This is a genomic window from Curvibacter delicatus NBRC 14919 (assembly GCF_001592265.1).
Classification (GTDB): Bacteria; Pseudomonadota; Gammaproteobacteria; order Burkholderiales; family Burkholderiaceae_C; genus Hylemonella; species Hylemonella delicata.
In genome coordinates, this window is the sequence record NZ_BCWP01000001.1 from 173,674 (window position 1) to 193,901 (window position 20,228).

A 20,228-nucleotide genomic window follows, 5' to 3' on the forward strand; every position below is an offset into this window, starting at 1 on the left:
TCAGTCTTGTTACGGTTTGATTAAACCTCGGGCGGCAGTCCCTGGGGACCCGGGGTTACCATGAGGCGAACAGGTGAATGCTGCGCTGCGGTAACATCACCCCTCAGCCGGGTTCTACCGTTCTGGCTGAAATTCCAGATTTCCCATGAACGCACCGACTCCGCTTGATCAGCTTGTGAATGCGCCCGGCGTTGCGCCGCACGGCCACGAACGCATCCGCGAAATTCCCTACAACTACACCTCGTTCTCCGACCGCGAGATCGTGATCCGCCTGCTCGGCATGCGTGCCTGGGAGGTGCTCAACCAACTGCGCGAGGAGCGTCGTACCGGCCGTTCGGCCCGCATGCTGTACGAGGTGCTGGGCGATGTCTGGGTGGTGCAGCGCAACCCCTACCTGCAGGATGACCTGTTGGACAACCCGAAGCGCCGCGCCCAGTTGGTGGAGGCCTTGCGCCATCGCCTGGGCGAAGTTCAGAAACGCCGCACGCCGCAGGACGACCCGCAGCGTGATGCCTTGGTCGGTGAGTTGCTGGTGGCGGCCAGCCAGGCGGTCACATCCTTCGACGCCGCGTTCCAGGAGATTGCCGCCCTGCGCCGCAAGGCCCAGCGCAGCCTGAGCCGTCTGACCGCGAAAGACAATGTCAAGTTCGACGGCCTGAGCCGCGTGTCCCATGTGACCGATGCCACCGACTGGCGTGTCGAGTACCCCTTTGTCGTGCTGACGCCCGACACCGAAGCCGAAATGGCCCATCTGGTCAAAGGCTGTATTGAGCTCGGTCTGACCATCATCCCGCGTGGCGGCGGCACCGGCTACACCGGCGGCGCCGTGCCGCTGACCTGGAAGAGCGCGGTCATCAACACCGAGAAGCTCGAGGCCATGACCGAGGTCGAGATGGTGCAGCTGCCCGGCCTGGACCGGCCGGTGCCGACCATCTGGACCGAAGCCGGTGTGGTGACGCAGCGCGTGGCCGATGCGGCCGAACGCGCCGGTTTTGTCTTTGCGGTCGACCCGACCTCGGCCGAGGCTTCCTGCGTGGGCGGCAACATCGCCATGAACGCCGGCGGCAAGAAGGCCGTGCTGTGGGGCACGGCGCTGGACAACCTGGCCTCGTGGCGCATGGTGACGCCTGATGCCGGCTGGCTGGAAGTCACGCGCATCAACCACAACCTGGGCAAGATCCACGACGCCGAGCTGGCCAGTTTTGAGCTGAAATACTTCGAGGCCGACGGCAAGACGCTGGTGAAGACCGAGCGCCTGGACATCCCGGGCCCGAGTTTCCGCAAGGAGGGCCTGGGCAAGGACGTGACCGACAAGTTCTTGAGCGGCCTGCCCGGCATCCAGAAGGAAGGTTGCGACGGCCTGATCACCAGCGGCCGCTGGGTGGTGCACCGCATGCCGGCGCACACCCGCACCGTCTGCCTGGAGTTCTTCGGCAATGCGCGCGACGCCGTGCCCAGCATCGTCGAGATCAAGGACTTCATGTTCGCCGAGCAAAAGCGCAGCGGTGTGTTGCTGGCGGGGCTGGAGCACCTGGACGACCGTTACCTGAAGGCAGTCGGCTACGCCACCAAGAGCAAGCGCGGCGGCCTGCCCAAGATGGTGCTGTTCGGCGACATCTCCGGGGACGATGCCGATGCTGTGGCGCGTGTTACGTCCGAGGTGGTGCGCATCGCCAATTCGCGCAGCGGCGAGGGCTTCATTGCCATCAGCCCGGAAGCGCGCAAGAAATTCTGGCTTGACCGCAAGCGCACCGCGGCCATCAGCAAACACACCAACGCCTTCAAGATCAACGAAGACGTGGTGATTCCGCTGCCCCGTATGGCCGAGTACACCGACGGCATCGAGCGCATCAACATCGAACTCTCGCTGCGCAACAAGATCAAGCTGTGCGATGAGCTTGAGGCCTTTTTCAGCCAGGGCGATCTGCCGCTGGGCAAGCAGGACGACGCCAACGAGATTCCCTCGGCCGAACTGCTGGAAGACCGTGTGGCGCAGGGCCTGGCCCTGGTCGGCGAGGTGCGCACGCAGTGGCAGGGCTGGCTGCGCGATGTGGATGCGCTGTTCCCTCAGTTGCAGGACCACAGCCTGCGCGCCAGCTGGAAGACGCAGATCCGCGCCCAGCTGCAAAACATCTTTGCCGGCAGCGCGTTCGACGCCATCCTGGCCGAGTGCAATGCCATCCATCAGCGCGTGCTCAAGGGCCGGGTCTGGGTGGCGCTGCACATGCACGCCGGCGACGGCAATGTGCACACCAACATCCCGGTCAACAGCGACGACTACGAGATGCTGCAGGCCGCCCACGAGGCAGTCAAGCGCATCATGGCGCTGGCGCGCTCGCTCGACGGCGTGATTTCGGGCGAGCACGGCATCGGCATCACCAAGCTGGAGTTCCTGAGCGACGACGAGCTGCGCCCGTTTGCCGACTACAAGCACCGTGTTGACCCCGAGGGGCGTTTCAACAAGGGCAAGTTGCTACGAAATCAGGAGCTGTCGGCGCAGAAGGATCGGGCATCAGAGGCCGATTCGCCGCTGGGCCGCCCCGAGGCGAATCAGCCCCCCGGGGGGGCAGCGACCCGCGAAGCGGCGGAGCGTGGGGGCATCCTGTATGCCGATTTGACCAATGCCTACACACCGAGCTTCGGCCTCATGGGGCATGAGTCGTTGATCATGCAGCAGTCCGATATCGGCGCCATCGCCGACAGCGTCAAGGACTGCCTGCGCTGCGGCAAGTGCAAGCCGGTGTGCTCCACGCACGTGCCGCGCGCCAACCTGCTGTACAGCCCACGCAACAAGATCCTGGCGACCTCGCTGCTGGTGGAGGCTTTCCTGTACGAGGAGCAGACCCGCCGCGGCATCTCGATCCGCCACTGGCAGGAGTTTGAGGACGTGGCCGACCACTGCACGGTCTGCCACAAATGCCTGTCGCCCTGCCCGGTGAAGATCGACTTCGGCGACGTGTCGATGAACATGCGCAATCTGCTGCGCAAGATGGGGCAGAAGACCTGGCGCCCGGGCAATGCGGCGGCCATGTTCTTCCTCAATGCCACCAACCCCGAGACCATCAAGCTGATGCGCTCGGCCATGGTGGGGGTGGGCTTCAAGGCGCAGCGCCTGGCCAACCAGCTGCTGCGCACGCTGGCGCGCCGCCAGACGGCCAAGCCGCCGGCCACCGTGGGTGCGGCACCGGTGAAAGAGCAGGTGATCCACTTCATCAACAAGAAGATGCCTGGCGGCCTGCCCAAGAAGACGGCGCGCGCGCTGCTGGATATCGAGGACCCGAACTACGTCCCCATCATCCGCGACCCGCAGGCCACCAATTCGGAAACCGAGGCGGTGTTCTATTTCCCGGGCTGCGGTTCGGAACGCCTGTTCAGCCAGGTCGGGCTGGCAACGCAAGCCATGCTCTGGCATGCCGGCGTGCAGACCGTGCTGCCGCCGGGATACCTGTGCTGCGGTTACCCGCAGCGAGGCAGTGGTCAGTTCGACAAAGCGGAGAAGATGATCACCGACAACCGGGTGCTGTTCCACCGCGTGGCCAACACGCTGAACTACCTGGACATCAAGACCGTGGTGGTGAGCTGCGGTACCTGCTACGACCAGCTGCAGGGCTACAAGTTCGAGGACATCTTCCCGGGCTGCCGCATCATCGACATCCACGAGTATTTGCTGGAGAAGGGCATCAAGCTCAGTGGCGAGCAGGGCGGTTACCTGTACCACGAGCCCTGCCACAACCCGATGAAGCTGGGCGACTCGATGAAGACCGTCAAGGCACTGCTGGCCGGCGATACCGGTGGCAATGTGCTCAAGAGCGAGCGCTGCTGCGGCGAGTCCGGCACGCTGGGCGTGACACGGCCCGACATCTCGACCCAGGTGCGCTTCCGCAAGGAAGAGGAAATCCGCAAGGGCGAGGCGGCGCTGCGCGCCGCCGGCCAGGTGGGCGAGAAGGACAACGTCAAGATTCTGACCAGCTGCCCGAGCTGTCTGCAAGGTTTGACGCGGTACGGCAACGACCTGCAGAACGGTCTGCTGGAAGCCGACTACATCGTGATCGAGATGGCACGCCAGATCATCGGCGAAGACTGGTTGCCGCAGTATGTGGCGTCGGCCAATGCCGGCGGCATCGAACGCGTGCTGGTCTGAGCTCATGACGCTGGCCGGCTGTGCGCTGTGCGAGACGGAAGGCGGCGTGGCCGTTTTCCGTGCTGACAAGTTCCGTGCCATCCGGGCCGAGGAGGCCGGCTTCCCGGCCTTCTACCGCCTGGTCTGGAATGCCCATGTGGCCGAGTTTTCGGATCTTTCCGCGGCCGACCGCCACCTATGCATGGAGGCGGTCACGCTGATCGAGGCCGTATTGCGCCGTCAGCTGCAGCCGACCAAGGTCAATCTGGCCACGCTGGGCAATGTGGTGCCGCACCTGCACTGGCATGTGATTGCGCGCTTCGACTGGGACAGCCACTTTCCGGCGCCGGTCTGGGGCGCGGCCGTGCGGCCCGACAATGCCGCGGCGCTGGCGCGTGTGCGCAGTGAGTTGCCGACATTGGATGGGGCCATCCGGGCTGCGTTGGCAACCTTGCCGGATGCCTTGTGATAATCGAGTTTTTAAGCAGCAGGTGATTCCCATGGCAGGTTTGCAATCCGGTTCCCCGACGCCCCAGGATCTGACGGTGCACGGCCAGTCCCGTGTGCTGGAGGTGAGTTTTTCCGATGGCCAGACCTTCCGCATCCCGTTCGAGTTGATGCGCGTGTACTCGCCCTCGGCCGAGGTGCAGGGCCATGGCCCGGGGCAGGAAGTGCTGCAGACCGGCAAGCGCGAGGTGGATCTGGTGGGACTGGAGCCGGTGGGCAACTACGCGGTGCAACCCACCTTCTCCGACGGCCATGACAGTGGCATCTACTCCTGGGATTTTCTTTATTTTCTCGGTTCGCAGCAGGACCAATTGTGGGCCGACTACGAGGCGCGCCTGCAGGCCGCTGGTGTGGACCGCGATGCGCCCATGCCTGAAAAAGCTGGCCACAGCTGTGGTGGCCACTGAGACCCATTGCCATGACTCAAACTCATTTCGGATTCGAAACCGTTGACGAGGCGGAGAAAGCCAAGCGCGTGCGCGGCGTGTTCGACTCGGTCGCCTCCAAGTACGACGTGATGAACGACCTCATGTCGGTCGGGTTGCACCGCGTCTGGAAGGCCTATACCGTCACGGTCGCCAACCTCAAAGAGGGTGACCGCGTGCTCGACATTGCCGGCGGCACCGGCGATCTGGCCCTGGCCTTCTCCAAAAAGGTCGGCAAGACCGGCCAGGTGGTGCATACCGACATCAACGAGGCCATGCTGCGCGTCGGACGCGACCGCCTGCTCGACGCCGGCGTGGTGTTGCCCACCCTGGTGTGTGATGCCGAGAAGCTGCCCTTCCCGGACCAGTATTTCGACGTGGTGAGCGTGGCCTTCGGCCTGCGCAACATGACACACAAGGATGTGGCGTTGGCCGAAATGTGCCGGGTCCTCAAGCCCGGCGGCAAATTGCTGGTGCTGGAGTTTTCCAAGGTGGCACCGCCACTGGAAAAACTCTACGACTGGTATTCCTTCAAGGTGCTGCCCAAGCTGGGGCAACTGGTGGCGGGCGATGCCCACAGCTACCAGTACCTGGCGGAGTCGATCCGCATGCACCCCGGGCAGGAGGAACTCAAGGCCCTGATGCACAAATCCGGATTCGGTCATGTGGATTTTCACAACATGTCGGGCGGTGTTGTGGCCTTGCATGTTGGAATCAGGTGCTGACACGCCTGTTTTGCGGTAATTTAGGGGTGTCGACCCACTCACTGGATCAATCGGAGACCTGACCTATGAAATTCTGGACGTTAGCCTTGTTGTTGGCCCTGGCCCTTGGGGGCGTGAATGCAGAGGCCAAACGCTTGGGCGGCGGCACATCGGTCGGCAAGCAGTCGAGCAACGTGACGCAGCGCCAGGCCGCGCCCGCAGCCCCTGCCGCGCCGGCGCAAAATGCCGCCACAGCACCCAAACCGGCACCTGCTGCCGCACCGGCTGCGGCTCCGAAACGGCCCTGGGGTGCCATGCTCGGTGGCTTGGCCGCCGGCCTGGGGCTGGCTTGGCTGGCCCATTCGCTGGGCATGGGTGAGGCGTTCGGCCAGTTCATGCTGATCGGCTTGGTGGTGTTGCTGGCCATGATGGCGTTTGGCTGGTTCATGCGCAACCGTCGCCCGGCGGTCTCATCCGCGGGGCCATATGCCTTCCAGGGAGCGACTGCTGGTGACGCAGTGGCCCCGCGCCCGGCCTATCGCCCGGAAAACGTCGGCAACGATGCCTCGGCCCGTCCGTGGGAACGTAACACCGCGTCGTTCGACGCTTCTGCGCCAGCCAGCTCCGGCATCGTGATCGGCTCGGCTCTGGCCGGCTCGCAGTCCTGGGGGGTGCCGGCCGGTTTTGATGCGGAGGGTTTCCTCAAGGCCGCCAAGACCAATTTCGCCACCCTGCAGGCAGCTTGGGACCGTTCCGACCTGACCACGCTGCGTTCCATGATGACCGACGAGATGCTGGCCGAAATCCGCCAGCAACTGACCGAGCGCGAGGCCCATACCGGTGGCCCGGCCAACCAGACCGATGTGGTGATGCTCGAAGCCCAACTGCTCGGCATCGAGGACTTGGGTGACGCCTACATGGCCAGCGTCGAGTTCTCCGGCATGATCCGCGAAGAGCCTTCGGCTGGCCCGAGCCCCTTCCGCGAGGTCTGGAACATGACCAAGTCCAAGGCCGGTGCCAGCGGCTGGCTGGTGGCGGGGGTCCAGGCGCTTCAGTAATTCATTGGCGAACCCCGGCGAGCGCCGCCGGGCCGTCCCAAGGCGCGAAGGGCCCCCTCGGGGGGCAGCGCAGCACACGCAGTGGCAAGCGTGGGGGCCTGATGACTTGGGGAATAATCGGGGGCTATGGCAACACAGTCCCCGTTTTCTTTTCTGGAAGATGTCTTCCAGCAGCTCACCACCACCTTGCAGCCACCCGCCTGGGCGGTGCAGGAGGCACAGCGTCGCATCGTACTGCTGCTCAACCATGTGCTGATGCAGGAACCGGAGGCGACCGCACGGCTGGTGCGGCAGAAGGGCCGGGTGGTGCTGTTTCACTGGCGCAATGTCCATTTCAAGCTCTTGCTGACGCCGGCCGGCCTGCTTGATCTGGCCGCGGCGGATGCCCCGTCCGACCTGACGCTGTCGGTGACGGAGGAGTCACCCGTGGCCCTGGTGCAGTCGGCCTTGAGCGGGGCCAAGCCATCGGTGCGCATCGAAGGCGATGTGCAGCTGGCGGCCGAGGTCAACTGGCTGGTGGACCATGTGCGCTGGGATATCGAAGAGGACTTGGCGCGCATCATCGGTGATGCGCCGGCGCATGCCCTGGGGCAAGTGGCACGGCGCGTAGCCGAGGCGGTGCGTCAGTTCTTGACCACCCGCGCAGGCGGGACAGGTGGCCCAGCATGAGGCGCCTGTTCCGAGGGGCCTTCATCGTCTGGACTGCCTTGCGTTATGGTCTGGATGAACTGGTTCTGACCAGTTTCCAGAAACCCTGGTTGCGGGTGATCGCCCGTATCGTGTCGATTGGTCGCAACCTGGATGCGCCGCGCGGCCAGCGTCTGCGTGAGGCGCTGGAGCGTCTGGGGCCGATCTTCGTCAAGTTCGGTCAGGTGCTGTCGACCCGGCGCGACCTGATGCCGCCCGATGTGGCCGATGAACTGGCCAAGCTGCAGGACCGGGTGCCGCCGTTCAGCTCCGACGTGGCTGTGGCGACCATCGAACGGGCTTTCCGCAAGCCGTTGGCGGAGATCTTCAGCGAGTTCGAGCGCGAGCCGGTGGCCAGTGCTTCCATTGCCCAGGTGCATTTCGCCAAGCTGCGCGACCGTGACGGCCGCGAACGCGAGGTGGCGGTCAAGGTGCTACGCCCGGGCATGCGGCCGGCGATTGAAAAAGACCTGAGCCTGATGCGCATGATGGCGGGCTGGGTCGAAAGCCTCTCGGCTGACGGCAAGCGCCTCAAGCCGCGCGAGGTGGTGGCCGAGTTCGACAAGTACCTGCACGACGAGCTCGATCTGGTGCGCGAGGCCGCCAGCGCCGCCCAGTTGCGCCGCAACATGGAAGGCCTCAACCTGGTGCTGATCCCCGAGATGTTCTGGGACTATTGCCAGAGCGAAGTGATCGTGATGGAGCGCATGAAGGGCATCCCGATCAGCCAGACGGCGCGCTTGCGCGACGCCGGCATCGACATGAAAAAACTGGCGCGCGACGGCGTCACCATCTTCTTCACCCAGGTGTTTCGTGACGGTTTCTTCCATGCCGACATGCACCCGGGCAACATCTTCATCAGCACCGATCCGGCCACCTTCGGGCGCTACATCTCGCTCGATTTCGGCATCGTCGGTACGCTCACCGAGTACGACAAGGAATACCTGGCGCAGAACTTCACCGCCTTCTTCCGACGCGACTACAAACGTGTGGCCGAGCTGCACATCGAATCGGGCTGGGTGCCACCGCAAACGCGCGTGGACGAACTGGAGTCGGCCATCCGAGCCGTGTGTGAGCCGTACTTTGACCGGCCGCTGAAGGAAATTTCGCTCGGCATGGTGCTGCTGCGCCTGTTCCAGACCTCGCGCCGTTTCCAGGTCGAAATCCAGCCGCAACTGGTGCTGTTGCAGAAGACCTTGCTCAACATCGAGGGCCTGGGGCGCGAACTCGACCCGGAGCTGGACCTGTGGAGCACGGCCAAGCCCTTCCTGGAAAAGTGGATGGCCGACCAGATCGGCCCACGCCGTTTGTGGGAAGAACTCAAGAACCAGGCGCCGCGTTATGCCAAGCTGCTGCCCGAACTGCCGCGCCTGCTGCATGACTACCTGGCGCAGCGCCCGGGTTTGCAGCGCCGCGAGTTCGAGGAACTGCTGGCCGAGCAGCGCCGCACCAACCGGCTGCTGCAAGGCCTGATCTATGCCGGCATCGGTTTTGCCCTGGGGCTGGTGGTCATGCAGCTCGTGGTCCGGGTCCAGCTTTTCTGACGCGATAATCCGGGCCAAATTTCCAAGGAGCATGAGGTGCTGCTGACCCTGGTTATCGTCTATCTGCTGGTTACCATCGCCATCGGCCTGGTGGCAGCCAAGCGCGTCAAGAATTCGGCGGACTTCGCCATTGCCGGGCGCAAGTTGCCGCTGATGATGATCGTCACCACCACCTTTGCCACCTGGTTCGGTTCGGAGACCGTGCTGGGCATTCCGGCCAAGTTCGTCAACGGCGGCCTGCACACGGTGGTGGAAGACCCCTTCGGTGCCGGCTTCTGCCTGATCCTGGTCGGCCTCTTCTTTGCCGCCCGGCTGTACCGCATGACGCTGCTGACCATCAGCGACTATTTCCGCGAGCGTTATGGCCGCAGTGTCGAAGTGGTGTGCTCGCTCATCATCATGGTCAGCTACCTGGGCTGGGTCTCGGCGCAGGTGACGGCGCTGGGCCTGGTGTTTCACGTGCTGTCGGGGCAGGCGATCAGCATCCCGATGGGCATGGTGATCGGCGTGGTCTCGATCCTGGCCTACACCCTGTTTGGCGGCATGTGGTCGGTGGCGATCACTGATTTCATCCAGATGATCATCCTGGTCGGCGGCCTGGCCATCCTGGCGGTGTTTGCCAGCCACATGGCCGGCGGCGCCGACAAGGTGGTCAATCTGGCGCTGAGCCGCGACATGTTCCGTTTCCTGCCCGAGCCGAATTTCAAGGACATCGTGTTCTTCATCGCGGCCGCCATCACCATGATGCTGGGCTCTATTCCGCAGCAGGACGTGTTCCAGCGCGTGATGTCGGCCGACAGCACGAAGTCGGCCACGCGTGGCCCGGTGATCGGCGGCATCTTCTACATCCTGTTCGCTTTCGTTCCCATGTTCCTGGTGACCAGCGCGCTGGTCATCATGCCGGAGCAGGCCGAGGCGCTGCTGCAGGATGACCCGCAGAAGGTGCTGCCCACCCTGGTGCTGGAGAAGATGCCTTTCATCATGCAGGTGCTGTTTTTCGGCGCCTTGCTGTCAGCCATCAAGTCCTGCGCCTCGGCCACCCTGCTGGCGCCGAGCGTGACCTTTGTGGAAAACATCTGGCGCCAGTTCCGTCCGCACCTGGGTGACCAGCAGGAGCTCAAGACCATGCGCATCACGGTGCTGGTGTTCAGCGCGCTGGTGCTGCTTTACGCCATCAAGATGCAAGGCACGTCGATCTACGAGATGGTCTCCGGTGCCTACCAGGTGACGCTGGTGGGGGCTTTTGTGCCGCTGGTGTTCGGTCTGTACTGGAAAAAGGCCAGCACCCAGGGGGCGATCTTCGCCATCGTGCTGGGCCTGCTGACCTGGGGGCTGTTCCTGGCCACACCGGCGGGCGAAGAGTTTCCGGCACAACTGGCGGGTGTGCTGGCCTCGCTGACGGGCATGCTGGTGGGCTCGCTCGATCCGCAGGCGATTGCCAACCGGCATGCCTCGCACCACAAGCTGGTGGGCGCGGACTGAAGCTGCCGTCTCGGGCGCTTGCGCCTTGTTTTCCGGCTGGCTGCCTATAATTGAGGGTTTTGCACCAACCTCTCACCTGTAACCCTTCGAGCCATGCCAATCTACGCCTACAAGTGTGAATCCTGCGGCCTCGCCAAGGATGTCCTGCAAAAAATTTCCGACCCGGTCCTGACCGACTGCCCGGCCTGCGGCAAAGCCACGTTCAAGAAACAGCTGACCGCGGCAGGTTTCCAGCTCAAGGGCTCGGGTTGGTACGAAACCGATTTCAAGGGCGGCAACAGCTGCGCTGCACCGTCCGGCGCGTCCGAGGGCGCTGCCTGTGCGGCTTGCCCGGCCGCCGCCAGTGCCGCTGACGCCAGCTGAGCCGATATCCCATGGGCAAATTCCGCAAATGGCTGTTCTCGGGCCTGCTGGTGCTAGCGCCGCTCGGCATCACCGTCTGGGTGCTGGAGTGGGTCGTGTCCACGCTGGACAAGACCTTGCAGATCCTGCCGAATGCCTGGCAGCCGGACCAGTTGCTGGGATTGCACATCCCCGGGCTGGGCGTGATCTTTGCCTTGGCCGTGGTGCTGGCCATCGGCGCCATGGCGTCCAATTTCGTCGGCAACAAGCTGGTGACCTGGTGGCATGCGCTGCTGCACCGCATTCCTGTGGTGCGCTCGATCTATTCGGGCGTCAAGCAGGTGTCCGACACCCTGTTCTCCGAGAAAGGCAATGCCTTTCGCCAAGCCCTGCTGGTGCAGTGGCCGCGCGAGGGCATGTGGACCATCGGCTTCCTCACCGGTACGCCGGGCGGTGACCTGCTCAACCACCTCGACGGCGAGTACCTGAGCGTGTACGTGCCCACCACCCCCAACCCCACCGGCGGCTACTTCGTCATGCTCAAGAAGAGCGACTGCATCGAACTCGAGATGAGCGTCGACGAGGCGCTGACCTATGTCATTTCCATGGGCGTGATCGTGCCCGGTGGACCGAAAAACCCGCATCTGAAGCAGGCCGTGAACGGCCCGCTCACCCACAGCTGAAAGAGAACTTGTTATGGCCATGCGTTCCCACTATTGCGGTCTTGTGACCGAAGCCCTGATGGGCCAAACCGTCACCCTGTGCGGCTGGGTCAACCGTCGCCGCGACCATGGCGGCGTGATCTTTGTCGACCTGCGTGACCGCGAAGGCTATGTGCAGGTGGTGTGCGATCCCGATCGTGCCGAGATGTTCAAGGCCGCCGAAGACCTGCGCAACGAGTTCTGCATCCAGGTCAAGGGCTTGGTGCGCGCCCGTCCGGAGGGCACGACCAACGACAGCCTCAAGAGCGGCAAGATCGAGGTGCTGTGCCACGAGCTGACCGTGCTCAACCCCTCGGTCACGCCCCCGTTCCAGCTTGACGACGACAACCTGTCGGAAACCACGCGTCTGACGCACCGTGTGCTGGACCTGCGCCGCCCCTACATGCAGCGCAACCTCATGCTGCGCTACAAGGTGGCGATGGAGGTGCGCAAGTTCCTGGATGCCAACGGCTTCGTGGACATTGAAACCCCCATGCTGACCAAGAGCACGCCCGAAGGCGCGCGTGACTACCTGGTGCCCAGCCGTGTGCATGACGGCCAGTTCTTCGCGCTGCCGCAGTCGCCCCAGTTGTTCAAGCAGCTGCTGATGGTGGCCGGCTACGACCGTTATTACCAGATCACCAAGTGCTTCCGCGACGAGGATCTGCGCGCCGACCGTCAGCCCGAGTTCACCCAGATCGATATCGAGACATCCTTCCTCTCCGAGCAGGACATCCGCGACATGTTCCAGGGCATGATCACCACGGTGTTCAAGAACACCATCGGCGTGGATCTGGGTGAGTTCCCGGTCATGACCTACCAGGACGCCATGTTCCTCTACGGCTCCGACAAGCCGGACCTGCGCGTGAAGCTGCAGTTCACCGAAGTCACCGAGCTGATGAAGGACGTGGACTTCAAGGTCTTCTCCGGCGCCGCCAACATGACTGGCGGCCGTGTGGTGGCCCTGCGCGTGCCCGGCGGCGCGCGTGAAGAGGGCGGCCTGAGCCGCGGCGAGATCGACGGCTACACCGAGTTCGTCAAGATCTACGGCGCCAAGGGCTTGGCCTACATCAAGGTCAATGAGCTGGCCAAGGGCCGCGACGGCCTGCAAAGCCCGATCGTGAAGAACATCCACGATGCCGCCCTGAACGAAGTCCTGAAGCGCACCGGCGCGCAGGACGGCGACCTGATCTTCTTCGGGGCCGACAAGGCCAAGGTTGTCAACGATGCCATTGGTGCATTGCGCATCAAGATCGGCCACAGCGAGTTCGGCAAGAAGAACGGCCTGTTTGAAGACCGCTGGGCCCCGATGTGGGTGGTGGACTTCCCGATGTTCGAGTTCGACGAGGAAAGCCAGCGCTACACCGCCGTGCACCACCCCTTCACTGCGCCCAAGGAAGGCCATGAGGACTGGATGGTGACCGCGCCCGAGAAGTGCATCTCGCAGGGCTACGACATGGTGCTCAACGGCTGGGAAATGGGTGGCGGCTCGGTCCGTATCCACCGCGCCGACGTGCAGCAGAAGGTGTTCGACGCCCTCAAGATTACGCCGGAAGAAGCCCAACTCAAGTTCGGCTTCCTGCTCGACGCGCTGCAGTACGGTGCCCCGCCGCACGGCGGCCTGGCCTTTGGCCTGGACCGTATCGTCACGCTCATGACCGGCGCCGAGTCGATCCGCGACGTGATCGCCTTCCCCAAGACCCAGCGTGCCCAGTGTCTGTTGACGCAGGCCCCGAGCCCGGTGGACGAGAAGCAGCTGCGCGAGCTGCACATCCGCCTGCGCAACCCGGACGCCGTGAAGGCGGCCTGAGCTCCCGAGGCTTGAGGCAGAATCAAAGGGCGCTGTTACAGCGCCCTTTTTCATGAGCAAGCCGTACAAGATTCCCCAATCCGTGCTGGTGGTGATCCACACCCCAGCACTGGAGGTGTTGCTGATCAAGCGCGCCGATGCCGAGGAGTTCTGGCAGTCGGTCACGGGTTCCAAGGACCATGTGGACGAGAGTTACGCCGACACCGTCGTGCGCGAGGTGGCCGAGGAGACCGGCATCAACGCCCTGGCTCCCGGTCACCAGCTGCGCGACTGGGGACTGGAAAACGTCTACGACATCTACCCACGCTGGCGCCATCGTTATGCGCCGGGCGTGACGCGCAACACCGAGCATCTGTTCGGCCTGCAGGTGCCCGCTGGCACAGTGGTTCGGCTCGATCCGCGTGAGCACACGGACTGGCGCTGGCTGCCCTGGCGCGAGGCGGCCGAAGCCTGCTACTCGCCCAGCAATGCCGAAGCCTGCCTGATGCTGCCAAAATTCACCCCATGAAGACCTTGCGCGTTGCCACCTACAACATCCACAAGGGCGTGCAGGGCCTGGGGCCGCAGCGCCGGCTGGAGATCCACAACCTGGGCTTGGCGGTGGAGCAGCTCGATGCCGACATCGTCTGCCTGCAGGAAGTGCGCAAGATGAACCGGCGCGAGGCGCAGTATTTCGCGCGCTGGCCCGAACAGCCGCAGGCTGATTTCCTGGCGCCCGAAGGTTACGAGGCGGTTTACCGGACCAACGCCTACACACGCCATGGCGAACATGGCAATGCCATGCTGACGCGCTGGCCGGTGCTGGGGCATCAGCATGAAGACATGTCGGACCATCGTTTTGAGCAGCGTGGCCTGCTGCACAGCGAGGTCATGGTCAATGGGCAGTCCATCCATGTGCTGGTGGTGCATCTGGGCCTGATCCGCGCCAGTCGCGTGCGCCAGGCCGCGCAGTTGGAGCGCTTCATCGAACGCGAGGTACCGGCCGGAGTGCCCCTGATCGTGGCGGGGGATTTCAATGACTGGGGGGAGCGCGTGCATCGCCATTTCGCAAGCATGGGGCTGAAGACCTTCGATCCCGGGGCGAACCCGACCTTCCCGGCACGCCTGCCGCTGGTGCAGCTTGACTATGTCTACACCCGGGGGCTGCAGCCGCTGCATGTTCACGTACCGCGTGGAAAAGCCTGGTGGCGCATGTCCGATCACCTGCCGCTGATCGCGGAATTCGGCATGCCGGCATGAAGGACAAGCAACTGCCACCGCTTCGCGCTGCGCACCAGGTGCAATTGCTGCAGGGCGGGGTGGCCTTCTTTCCCCAACTGGTCCACGACATCGGGCACAGCGTGCACGAAGTCCGGCTGGAAACCTATATTTTCCATTTCGATCCCTCCGGTGAGCGGGTGGCCGAGGCGCTGGTGCAGGCTGCGCAACGCGGCGTGGCCGTCTACCTGGTGATGGATGGGGTCGGCACGCCCTCGGTGCCGGCGGCTTGGGCGACGCGCTTTGACGAAGCCGGCGTGCAGTGGCAGATTTTTCAGCCCCTGGGACGCTTGGGTTTGTTCATCCCGAGCCGCTGGCGCCGCCTGCACCGCAAGCTGTGCGTGATCGACGGCCAGGTGGCGTTCTGTGGCGGCATCAATGTGCTGGATGACGAGTTCGACCATCACGATGCCCGCCTGCCTGCACCTCGATTTGATTTCGCGGTGCGTGTGACCGGCCCGCTGGTGCGTTCGGTGCATGAGGTCACCGCGCAGTTCTGGTGGCGTTTGCAGGCGGTCCGGGATGTGAAGCACATCGATCTGGCCGCCAGCTGGCACGACCTTGAGCAGGCCGTGCGACTGGCGCTGCAGGCGCGTGAGGACGGCAGCAGTGGCGGTGCGACCGATACACAGGCGGCCAATGGCGGTTCCCGTGCCACCTTGCTGCTGCGCGACAACCTGCGGCACCGCAGCCGCATCGAGCGCGCCTACCGCAAGGCCATTGGCGAAGCGCACGAGGAAATCATCATCGCCAACGCCTACTTCCTGCCTGGCCGCAAGCTGCGCCAGGCACTCATCCACGCCGCGCAGCGCGGGGTGCGGGTGCGCCTGCTGCTGCAGGGGCGTTACGAGTATTTTCTGCAGTACCACGCCGTGCGGGTGGTCTACGGCGTGTTGCTCAAGGCAGGGGTGGAGATTCATGAGTACGAGCCGAGCTTCCTGCATGCCAAGGTGGCGGTGATCGACCGGCGCTGGGCAACGGTCGGTTCCTCCAACCTCGACCCCTTGAGCCTGCTGCTGGCGCGCGAGGCCAATGTGGTGGTGGTGGATGAGCGGTTTGCCCAGGCGTTGCGTGCGCGGCTGGTGCAGGCCATGGAGCATGATGGCCGGCGTGTGGACCCGGCCAGCTATGCCCACCGGCCGTGGCGGCAGCGTCTGCGCGATCGCGTGGCCTTCGGCCTGGCGCGTGCCATGATCTTCCTGAATGGCAAGCGCTATTGAATTGATAGCTGGTGGCGCATATTTAGCAAGGTCTGGTGGCCAATAACCACAAACATCAATCGCTGGTACCATTGCAGCATGTTGAAGAAAAGCCAGAGCGTCATGAACCCCAGCGACACCGAAGAGGGAACGCCCGTCTCCGTGAAGATCCGCGAGCGCCTGCAGGCTGCGCGCAAGCGCTTCAACGCCAACGACAACATTGCCGAGTTCATCGAGCCCGGCGAGCTGGAGCAGCTGCTCGACGAGGTCGAGATCAAGATGCAGGCGGTGCTTGACAGCCTGGTGATCGACACCGACCGCGACCACAACACCGACAAGACGGCCCGCCGCGTGGCCAAGATGTATGTCAACGAGGTGTTTCGTGGCCGCTACGTCCCGGGCCCCACCATCACCGAATTCCCCAATGCCGAGCACCTGAATGAGCTGATGATCGTCGGCCCCATCACCGTGCGCAGCGCCTGCTCGCACCACTTCTGCCCGGTGATCGGCAAGATCTGGATCGGCGTCATGCCCAACGAGCACACCAACGTGATCGGCCTGTCCAAGTACGCACGACTGGCGGAATGGATCATGGGTCGGCCGCAGATCCAGGAAGAGGCGGTGGTGCAGCTGGCCGACCTGATCCAGGAGAAGACACAGCCCGATGGCTTGGCCATCGTCATGGAAGCCAGCCACTACTGCATGGCCTGGCGCGGTGTGAAGGACATGGATAGCAAGATGATCAACTCGGTCATGCGCGGTGTGTTCCTGAAAGACCCGACCCTGCGCCGCGAATTCCTGTCGCTCATTCCCCAGAGGAACTGATCATGCTAGTCCGTTTGCTCTATGCCAGCCGCGCCGTCGATTCGGGTGCTGAGGCCATCGACAACATCCTAGCCCAGTCGCGCCAGTTCAACCCGACCTGCGGCATCACCGGCATCCTGTGCTACGGCGGCGGCATCTTCCTGCAGGCCATCGAGGGCGGGCGCAACGCCGTGAGCGAACTCTACGGCCACATCCAGCGCGATGCCCGCCACAAGGACGTGGTGCTGCTGCACTACGAGGAAATCAGCGAGCGCCGTTTCGGCGGCTGGACCATGGGGCAGGTCAACCTCTCGCGCATCAACACTTCCATCCTGCTCAAGTACTCCGAGAAACCCGAACTCGACCCCTATGCGGTCTCGGGTCGTGTCTCGCTGGCGCTGCTGGAGGAGCTGATGGCCACCGCCTCCATCATCGGCCGCGCCTGAAACGGCTGCCTGCGCCGTGACTGCACCGGCAGCTGGTGGTTTGCCTCTGCTGCTGGGCTGCGACTTCTCAAGCAGCCCGATGCGGCAAAAACCGATTGTTTTAGCCCTTGGGTCCTTGCAGAACGGGCGTGTCCAGCTATCAAAACTGGAGCGTCTGACTTCTCTCGATGCTTTTGCCGACTGGCTCAAGCAGCCGGGCGAGTGGCTGGGCGCTTTCGATTTCCCTTTGGGGCTGCCGCGCGAACTGGTGCACGCCTTGAGCTGGCCCTTGGACTGGGAGGCGTGCATGCGCCACTACGCCAGCTTGAGCCGGGATGACATCCGGGCTCGTTTTGCCGCCTTCTGTGCCGCCCGGCCGGTGGGCAGCAAGTTCGCCCACCGTGCCACCGATGTTCCGGCCGGCTCCAGCCCCTCCATGAAGTGGGTGAATCCGCCGGTAGCGTTCATGCTGCATGCTGGCGTCCCCCGCCTGCTGGCGGCAGGTGTGCATATGCCGGGCCTGCATGCGGGTGACCTCAAGCGCGTGGCGCTGGAAGGCTACCCCGGCCTGCTGGCGCGTGAAGTGCTGGGCGTGCGCAGCTACAAGAGCGATGAACGGGCACGCCAGACGCCGGAGCGCCTGATTGCCCGCAAGGACCTGCTCACTGCGCTGGAGCATGGCCAGACCCGTCTGGGCCTGCGCCTGAAGCTCACGCATGCGCAACGCGACGCGCTGGTGGATGATGGCCGGGGGGATGCGCTCGATGCCGTGTTGTGCTTGATGCAGGCGGCCTGGGCCTGGCAGCGGGGCGCGCCGCATTACGGGTTGCCGGCGACGGTGGATCCGCTCGAAGGCTGGATCGTCACGGCCTGAGCCGCGACGGCGCCGTTCAGGCGTCTTTGTTCAGGATCGTTTCTTCGATCTTCAGGGCCAGCTGGGAGATCGCCATGCCTGCCGGACAGCCGGGGGTGTTCTGCATCAGCAACTGGCGCCGCATGATGGCCTGGCGCACCGTGGGATCTTCCGGGATGTCGCCCATGTGGATCAGGCGCACCGGACGACCTGGCTCGGCGGTGACAAAACGGTCCAGCACCTGCTGCAGCTGCACCGTGATGGCGCGGCCATCGCCCAGACGGGCCGTCTGGTTGATGATCATGCGGATGTTCTGGCGCTTTTGCTGGCCCACCAGCACCTTGATGGTGGCGTAGGCATCGGTCAGCGAGGTCGGCTCAGGGGTGGCCACCAGCAGCACTTCAGTGGCCTGGGAGACGGCGAACAGCACCACATCGGAAATGCCGGCGCCGGTGTCGAGCAGCAGCACGTCGAATTTGGAGGCCAGCGTCTCGATCACATGCAGGAAATCGTCACGCACTTCGGCGGTCAGGCGCGAGTACTCGACCATGCCGGAGCCGGCCAGCAGCACGGAAAAACCACCCGGCGCCTTGATGATTGCCTCTTCCAGTTTGGCCTTGCCGGTGAACACATCGTGCAGTGTGACCTTGGAATAGAGGTTCAGCACGACGTCGAGATTGGCCAGGCCGAGGTCGGCGTCGATCACCAGCACGCGGTGGCCACGCTTGGCCAGTGCGGCTGCCAGGTTGGCCGAGACAAAGGTCTTGCCGACGCCACCCTTGCCGCTGGTCACGGCCAGCACCTTGCCCTGCGGCTTGGTGGGCTGCTGCGGGGAGGTGGGTTTGTCCTGCGGTGGATTCAGCACGTCACTCATGGGTTGACCTTCTGCATGGCACTGTTTTCCTCTGTGCCGGGAATATTCTCACTCCATGCTGGCTCGCCTGTGGAAAGCGCGCCGAACAGGAGACTTTTTTCTTCTGGACTGACGGAGATGACTTGTTGGTGATCGATGTACACGCGGTTGCGCCCCTGCGCCTTGGCTTGATAGAGCTGGTTGTCGGCCCGTTCGACCCACAAGTCCGGCGTGCAGCGGGCCTGCGTCGGCGCGAAGGCGCCACCGACGCTGAGGGTGACTTGCAGGGTGAGCTCGGGGGACACGGCAATCGAGAGGTTGGCCACGGTCTGGCGGATGCGCTCGGCGACGGCCTCGCCGTAGTTGAGCTGGCAGTCCGGCAGCACGATGGCAAATTCCTCGCCGCCGTAACGGGCCACCGTGTCCTGCGGACGGACGCAGCCTGCAAGACAGCGCGCCACGGCCTGCAGCACCCGATCACCTGCGAGATGACCATGGGCATCGTTGATCGATTTGAAGTGGTCGATGTCGAGCATCAGCAGCAATGCCGGATTGCCCGAGCGCACGACCACATCGATTTCGCGCGCCAGGACCGCCCGGAAATGCCGGCGGTTGGCCAAGCCGGTCAACGGATCGCGCAGCGACAGCTCGCACAGTCCGTCAATGACGCCCTGGAGAAAAGCCGCGGGTGCCGCTTCCGGCGCGGGCAGAACCATGCCACCCCCATGTTCCAGCAACGCGCGTGCGTCGTCCAAGCGCAGGTCGCGCAGGTCAATCGGGTTGAGGCTGGGTGATGTCACGAAGAGCGGCGACGGTAATGAACTCTGAAAAGTCTAACAGGTTTACCTTGGGAAAAAGCAGGAAAATCAGCCGAATCGCCCGTCTTTGCGTGGTTTTAACAGAGTGATCGAAGCGCGGGATTGTGCCGGAGGAGGGTGGATGCGCGGATGGAAAACATGGCTGGTCTGGATGGCGCTGGCCTGCTGCTGCATGGGTGGTCCCGGCCAAGCCGCTGAGCGGCCGCAGCCATGGGCTGCCCGGGTGACCCATGTGTCGGATGGCGATACCCTTTGGGTGCAACCTTCGCGTGGTGGCAGGCCGCGCAAGATCCGCCTCGACGGTGTGGATGCGCCTGAAATCTGCCAGCCTTACGGGGTGATGGCGCGTGACCGGCTGGCACAGCAGGTGTCGGGACGGATGGTGCAGGTCTTGCCGCGTCGACATGATGACTACGGTCGCCTTCTGGCGCGCGTTTCAGTACAGGGGCAGGATATGGGCCGCTGGATGGTGCGGCATGGACATGCCTGGTCGCATCGCTACCGCGGCCAGCCGGGACCCTATGCTTCGTTGGAAGCCCGGGCAAGGGCACAGCACCTGGGGTTGTGGCAATCGGCGGCCGAGATGCCGCGCCAGTTTCGTCAGCGGCATGGCCGCTGTCATTGAGTGCGACCGGATGC

Annotated in this window: 20 protein-coding genes; 18 read left to right on the forward strand and 2 right to left on the reverse strand. The window is 64.0% G+C overall.

Going from position 1 to position 20,228, the window contains the following annotated elements:
* Positions 1-145: 145 nt before the first annotated feature.
* The 17 genes from CDE01S_RS00875 to CDE01S_RS00955 all read left to right on the forward strand — a co-directional run bounded on the left by CDE01S_RS00875 (position 146) and on the right by CDE01S_RS00955 (position 17,939).
* A complete protein-coding gene (locus tag CDE01S_RS00875) occupies positions 146-4,141 on the forward strand; it encodes a DUF3683 domain-containing protein (RefSeq protein WP_066702271.1) in 3,996 nt (1,331 codons plus the stop codon).
* A gap of 4 nt (positions 4,142-4,145) precedes the next feature.
* The gene (locus CDE01S_RS00880; RefSeq protein WP_066702276.1) at positions 4,146-4,589 is read left to right on the forward strand and encodes an HIT family protein; all 444 of its coding nucleotides are present in this window, start codon (positions 4,146-4,148) and stop codon (positions 4,587-4,589) included.
* A 31-nt stretch (positions 4,590-4,620) separates the two neighbouring features.
* On the forward strand, positions 4,621-5,034 hold the full coding sequence (locus tag CDE01S_RS00885; protein ID WP_066702277.1) for a gamma-butyrobetaine hydroxylase family protein: 414 nt from the start codon (positions 4,621-4,623) through the stop codon (positions 5,032-5,034).
* A gap of 11 nt (positions 5,035-5,045) precedes the next feature.
* The gene (gene ubiE / locus CDE01S_RS00890) at positions 5,046-5,777 is read left to right on the forward strand and encodes a bifunctional demethylmenaquinone methyltransferase/2-methoxy-6-polyprenyl-1,4-benzoquinol methylase UbiE (RefSeq protein WP_066702279.1); all 732 of its coding nucleotides are present in this window, start codon (positions 5,046-5,048) and stop codon (positions 5,775-5,777) included.
* Between the two features lie 65 nt (positions 5,778-5,842).
* Positions 5,843-6,814 carry a Tim44 domain-containing protein gene (locus CDE01S_RS00895; RefSeq protein ID WP_066702281.1) on the forward strand — a complete coding sequence of 324 codons (972 nt, stop codon included), beginning with the start codon at positions 5,843-5,845 and terminating at the stop codon, positions 6,812-6,814.
* Positions 6,815-6,940: 126 nt separating this feature from the next.
* Positions 6,941-7,483 carry a ubiquinone biosynthesis accessory factor UbiJ gene (locus tag CDE01S_RS00900; protein WP_066702284.1) on the forward strand — a complete coding sequence of 181 codons (543 nt, stop codon included), beginning with the start codon at positions 6,941-6,943 and terminating at the stop codon, positions 7,481-7,483.
* Entirely contained in the window at positions 7,480-9,045 is a 1,566-nt protein-coding gene (gene ubiB / locus CDE01S_RS00905) for a ubiquinone biosynthesis regulatory protein kinase UbiB (RefSeq protein ID WP_066702287.1), read from the forward strand. The genes CDE01S_RS00900 and ubiB overlap by 4 nt, the downstream gene beginning before the upstream one ends.
* Positions 9,046-9,081: 36 nt before the next feature.
* Complete coding sequence (locus tag CDE01S_RS00910; RefSeq protein WP_066702289.1) at positions 9,082-10,527, forward strand: high affinity choline transporter 1; 1,446 nt, start codon at positions 9,082-9,084, stop codon at positions 10,525-10,527.
* 93 nt (positions 10,528-10,620) lie between these two features.
* Positions 10,621-10,890 (forward strand): FmdB family zinc ribbon protein, encoded by a 270-nt coding sequence (locus tag CDE01S_RS00915; RefSeq protein WP_066702291.1) that lies wholly within the window; start codon positions 10,621-10,623, stop codon positions 10,888-10,890.
* Positions 10,891-10,901: 11 nt separating this feature from the next.
* The gene (locus tag CDE01S_RS00920; RefSeq protein ID WP_066702293.1) at positions 10,902-11,552 is read left to right on the forward strand and encodes a DUF502 domain-containing protein; all 651 of its coding nucleotides are present in this window, start codon (positions 10,902-10,904) and stop codon (positions 11,550-11,552) included.
* Between the two features lie 13 nt (positions 11,553-11,565).
* Positions 11,566-13,380: an aspartate--tRNA ligase gene (gene aspS, locus CDE01S_RS00925; protein WP_066702296.1), complete on the forward strand. Its 1,815-nt coding sequence runs from the start codon at positions 11,566-11,568 to the stop codon at positions 13,378-13,380.
* A 52-nt stretch (positions 13,381-13,432) separates the two neighbouring features.
* Positions 13,433-13,888: a dihydroneopterin triphosphate diphosphatase gene (nudB, locus tag CDE01S_RS00930; RefSeq protein ID WP_066702298.1), complete on the forward strand. Its 456-nt coding sequence runs from the start codon at positions 13,433-13,435 to the stop codon at positions 13,886-13,888.
* Positions 13,885-14,619, forward strand: a complete 735-nt coding sequence (locus CDE01S_RS00935) for an endonuclease/exonuclease/phosphatase family protein (RefSeq protein WP_066702301.1) — start codon at positions 13,885-13,887, stop codon at positions 14,617-14,619. Before nudB ends, CDE01S_RS00935 begins: the two co-directional genes overlap by 4 nt.
* The gene (gene clsB, locus CDE01S_RS00940; protein ID WP_066702304.1) at positions 14,616-15,857 is read left to right on the forward strand and encodes a cardiolipin synthase ClsB; all 1,242 of its coding nucleotides are present in this window, start codon (positions 14,616-14,618) and stop codon (positions 15,855-15,857) included. The genes CDE01S_RS00935 and clsB overlap by 4 nt, the downstream gene beginning before the upstream one ends.
* Before the next feature lie 78 nt (positions 15,858-15,935).
* Entirely contained in the window at positions 15,936-16,661 is a 726-nt protein-coding gene (gene folE / locus CDE01S_RS00945) for a GTP cyclohydrolase I (RefSeq protein ID WP_066702307.1), read from the forward strand.
* 2 nt (positions 16,662-16,663) lie between these two features.
* Complete coding sequence (locus CDE01S_RS00950) at positions 16,664-17,086, forward strand: BLUF domain-containing protein (protein ID WP_066702310.1); 423 nt, start codon at positions 16,664-16,666, stop codon at positions 17,084-17,086.
* 79 nt (positions 17,087-17,165) lie between these two features.
* Positions 17,166-17,939, forward strand: coding sequence for a DUF429 domain-containing protein (locus tag CDE01S_RS00955; protein WP_066702516.1), 774 nt, complete (start codon positions 17,166-17,168; stop codon positions 17,937-17,939).
* Between the two features lie 16 nt (positions 17,940-17,955).
* Here CDE01S_RS00955 and CDE01S_RS00960 read toward each other — a convergent pair whose 3' ends face one another.
* Positions 17,956-18,792: a MinD/ParA family protein gene (locus CDE01S_RS00960; RefSeq protein ID WP_084382616.1), complete on the reverse strand. Its 837-nt coding sequence runs from the start codon at positions 18,790-18,792 to the stop codon at positions 17,956-17,958.
* A complete protein-coding gene (locus CDE01S_RS00965) occupies positions 18,789-19,547 on the reverse strand; it encodes a GGDEF domain-containing protein (RefSeq protein WP_439648658.1) in 759 nt (252 codons plus the stop codon). Before CDE01S_RS00965 ends, CDE01S_RS00960 begins: the two co-directional genes overlap by 4 nt.
* Before the next feature lie 163 nt (positions 19,548-19,710).
* Between CDE01S_RS00965 and CDE01S_RS00970 the strand changes: the two genes are divergently transcribed.
* Positions 19,711-20,214, forward strand: a complete 504-nt coding sequence (locus CDE01S_RS00970) for a thermonuclease family protein (protein WP_066702318.1) — start codon at positions 19,711-19,713, stop codon at positions 20,212-20,214.
* Positions 20,215-20,228 lie beyond the last annotated feature (14 nt).

Excerpts from the sequence above, each read along its gene's own strand:
- clsB (WP_066702304.1), top strand. The coding sequence starts at position 14,616 with ATGAAGGACAAGCAACTGCCACCGCTTCGCGCTGCGCACCAGGTGCAA.
- CDE01S_RS00875 (WP_066702271.1), top strand. The coding sequence starts at position 146 with ATGAACGCACCGACTCCGCTTGATCAGCTTGTGAATGCGCCCGGCGTT.
- ubiB (WP_066702287.1), top strand. The coding sequence starts at position 7,480 with ATGAGGCGCCTGTTCCGAGGGGCCTTCATCGTCTGGACTGCCTTGCGT.
- CDE01S_RS00950 (WP_066702310.1), top strand. The coding sequence starts at position 16,664 with ATGCTAGTCCGTTTGCTCTATGCCAGCCGCGCCGTCGATTCGGGTGCT.
- ubiE (WP_066702279.1), top strand. The coding sequence starts at position 5,046 with ATGACTCAAACTCATTTCGGATTCGAAACCGTTGACGAGGCGGAGAAA.
- aspS (WP_066702296.1), top strand. The coding sequence starts at position 11,566 with ATGGCCATGCGTTCCCACTATTGCGGTCTTGTGACCGAAGCCCTGATG.
- folE (WP_066702307.1), top strand. The coding sequence starts at position 15,936 with ATGTTGAAGAAAAGCCAGAGCGTCATGAACCCCAGCGACACCGAAGAG.
- CDE01S_RS00955 (WP_066702516.1), top strand. The coding sequence starts at position 17,166 with ATGCGGCAAAAACCGATTGTTTTAGCCCTTGGGTCCTTGCAGAACGGG.
- CDE01S_RS00970 (WP_066702318.1), top strand. The coding sequence starts at position 19,711 with ATGCGCGGATGGAAAACATGGCTGGTCTGGATGGCGCTGGCCTGCTGC.
- CDE01S_RS00920 (WP_066702293.1), top strand. The coding sequence starts at position 10,902 with ATGGGCAAATTCCGCAAATGGCTGTTCTCGGGCCTGCTGGTGCTAGCG.
- CDE01S_RS00960 (WP_084382616.1), bottom strand. The coding sequence starts at position 18,792 with ATGAGTGACGTGCTGAATCCACCGCAGGACAAACCCACCTCCCCGCAG.
- CDE01S_RS00900 (WP_066702284.1), top strand. The coding sequence starts at position 6,941 with ATGGCAACACAGTCCCCGTTTTCTTTTCTGGAAGATGTCTTCCAGCAG.
- CDE01S_RS00895 (WP_066702281.1), top strand. The coding sequence starts at position 5,843 with ATGAAATTCTGGACGTTAGCCTTGTTGTTGGCCCTGGCCCTTGGGGGC.
- CDE01S_RS00880 (WP_066702276.1), top strand. The coding sequence starts at position 4,146 with ATGACGCTGGCCGGCTGTGCGCTGTGCGAGACGGAAGGCGGCGTGGCC.
- nudB (WP_066702298.1), top strand. The coding sequence starts at position 13,433 with ATGAGCAAGCCGTACAAGATTCCCCAATCCGTGCTGGTGGTGATCCAC.
- CDE01S_RS00935 (WP_066702301.1), top strand. The coding sequence starts at position 13,885 with ATGAAGACCTTGCGCGTTGCCACCTACAACATCCACAAGGGCGTGCAG.
- CDE01S_RS00915 (WP_066702291.1), top strand. The coding sequence starts at position 10,621 with ATGCCAATCTACGCCTACAAGTGTGAATCCTGCGGCCTCGCCAAGGAT.
- CDE01S_RS00885 (WP_066702277.1), top strand. The coding sequence starts at position 4,621 with ATGGCAGGTTTGCAATCCGGTTCCCCGACGCCCCAGGATCTGACGGTG.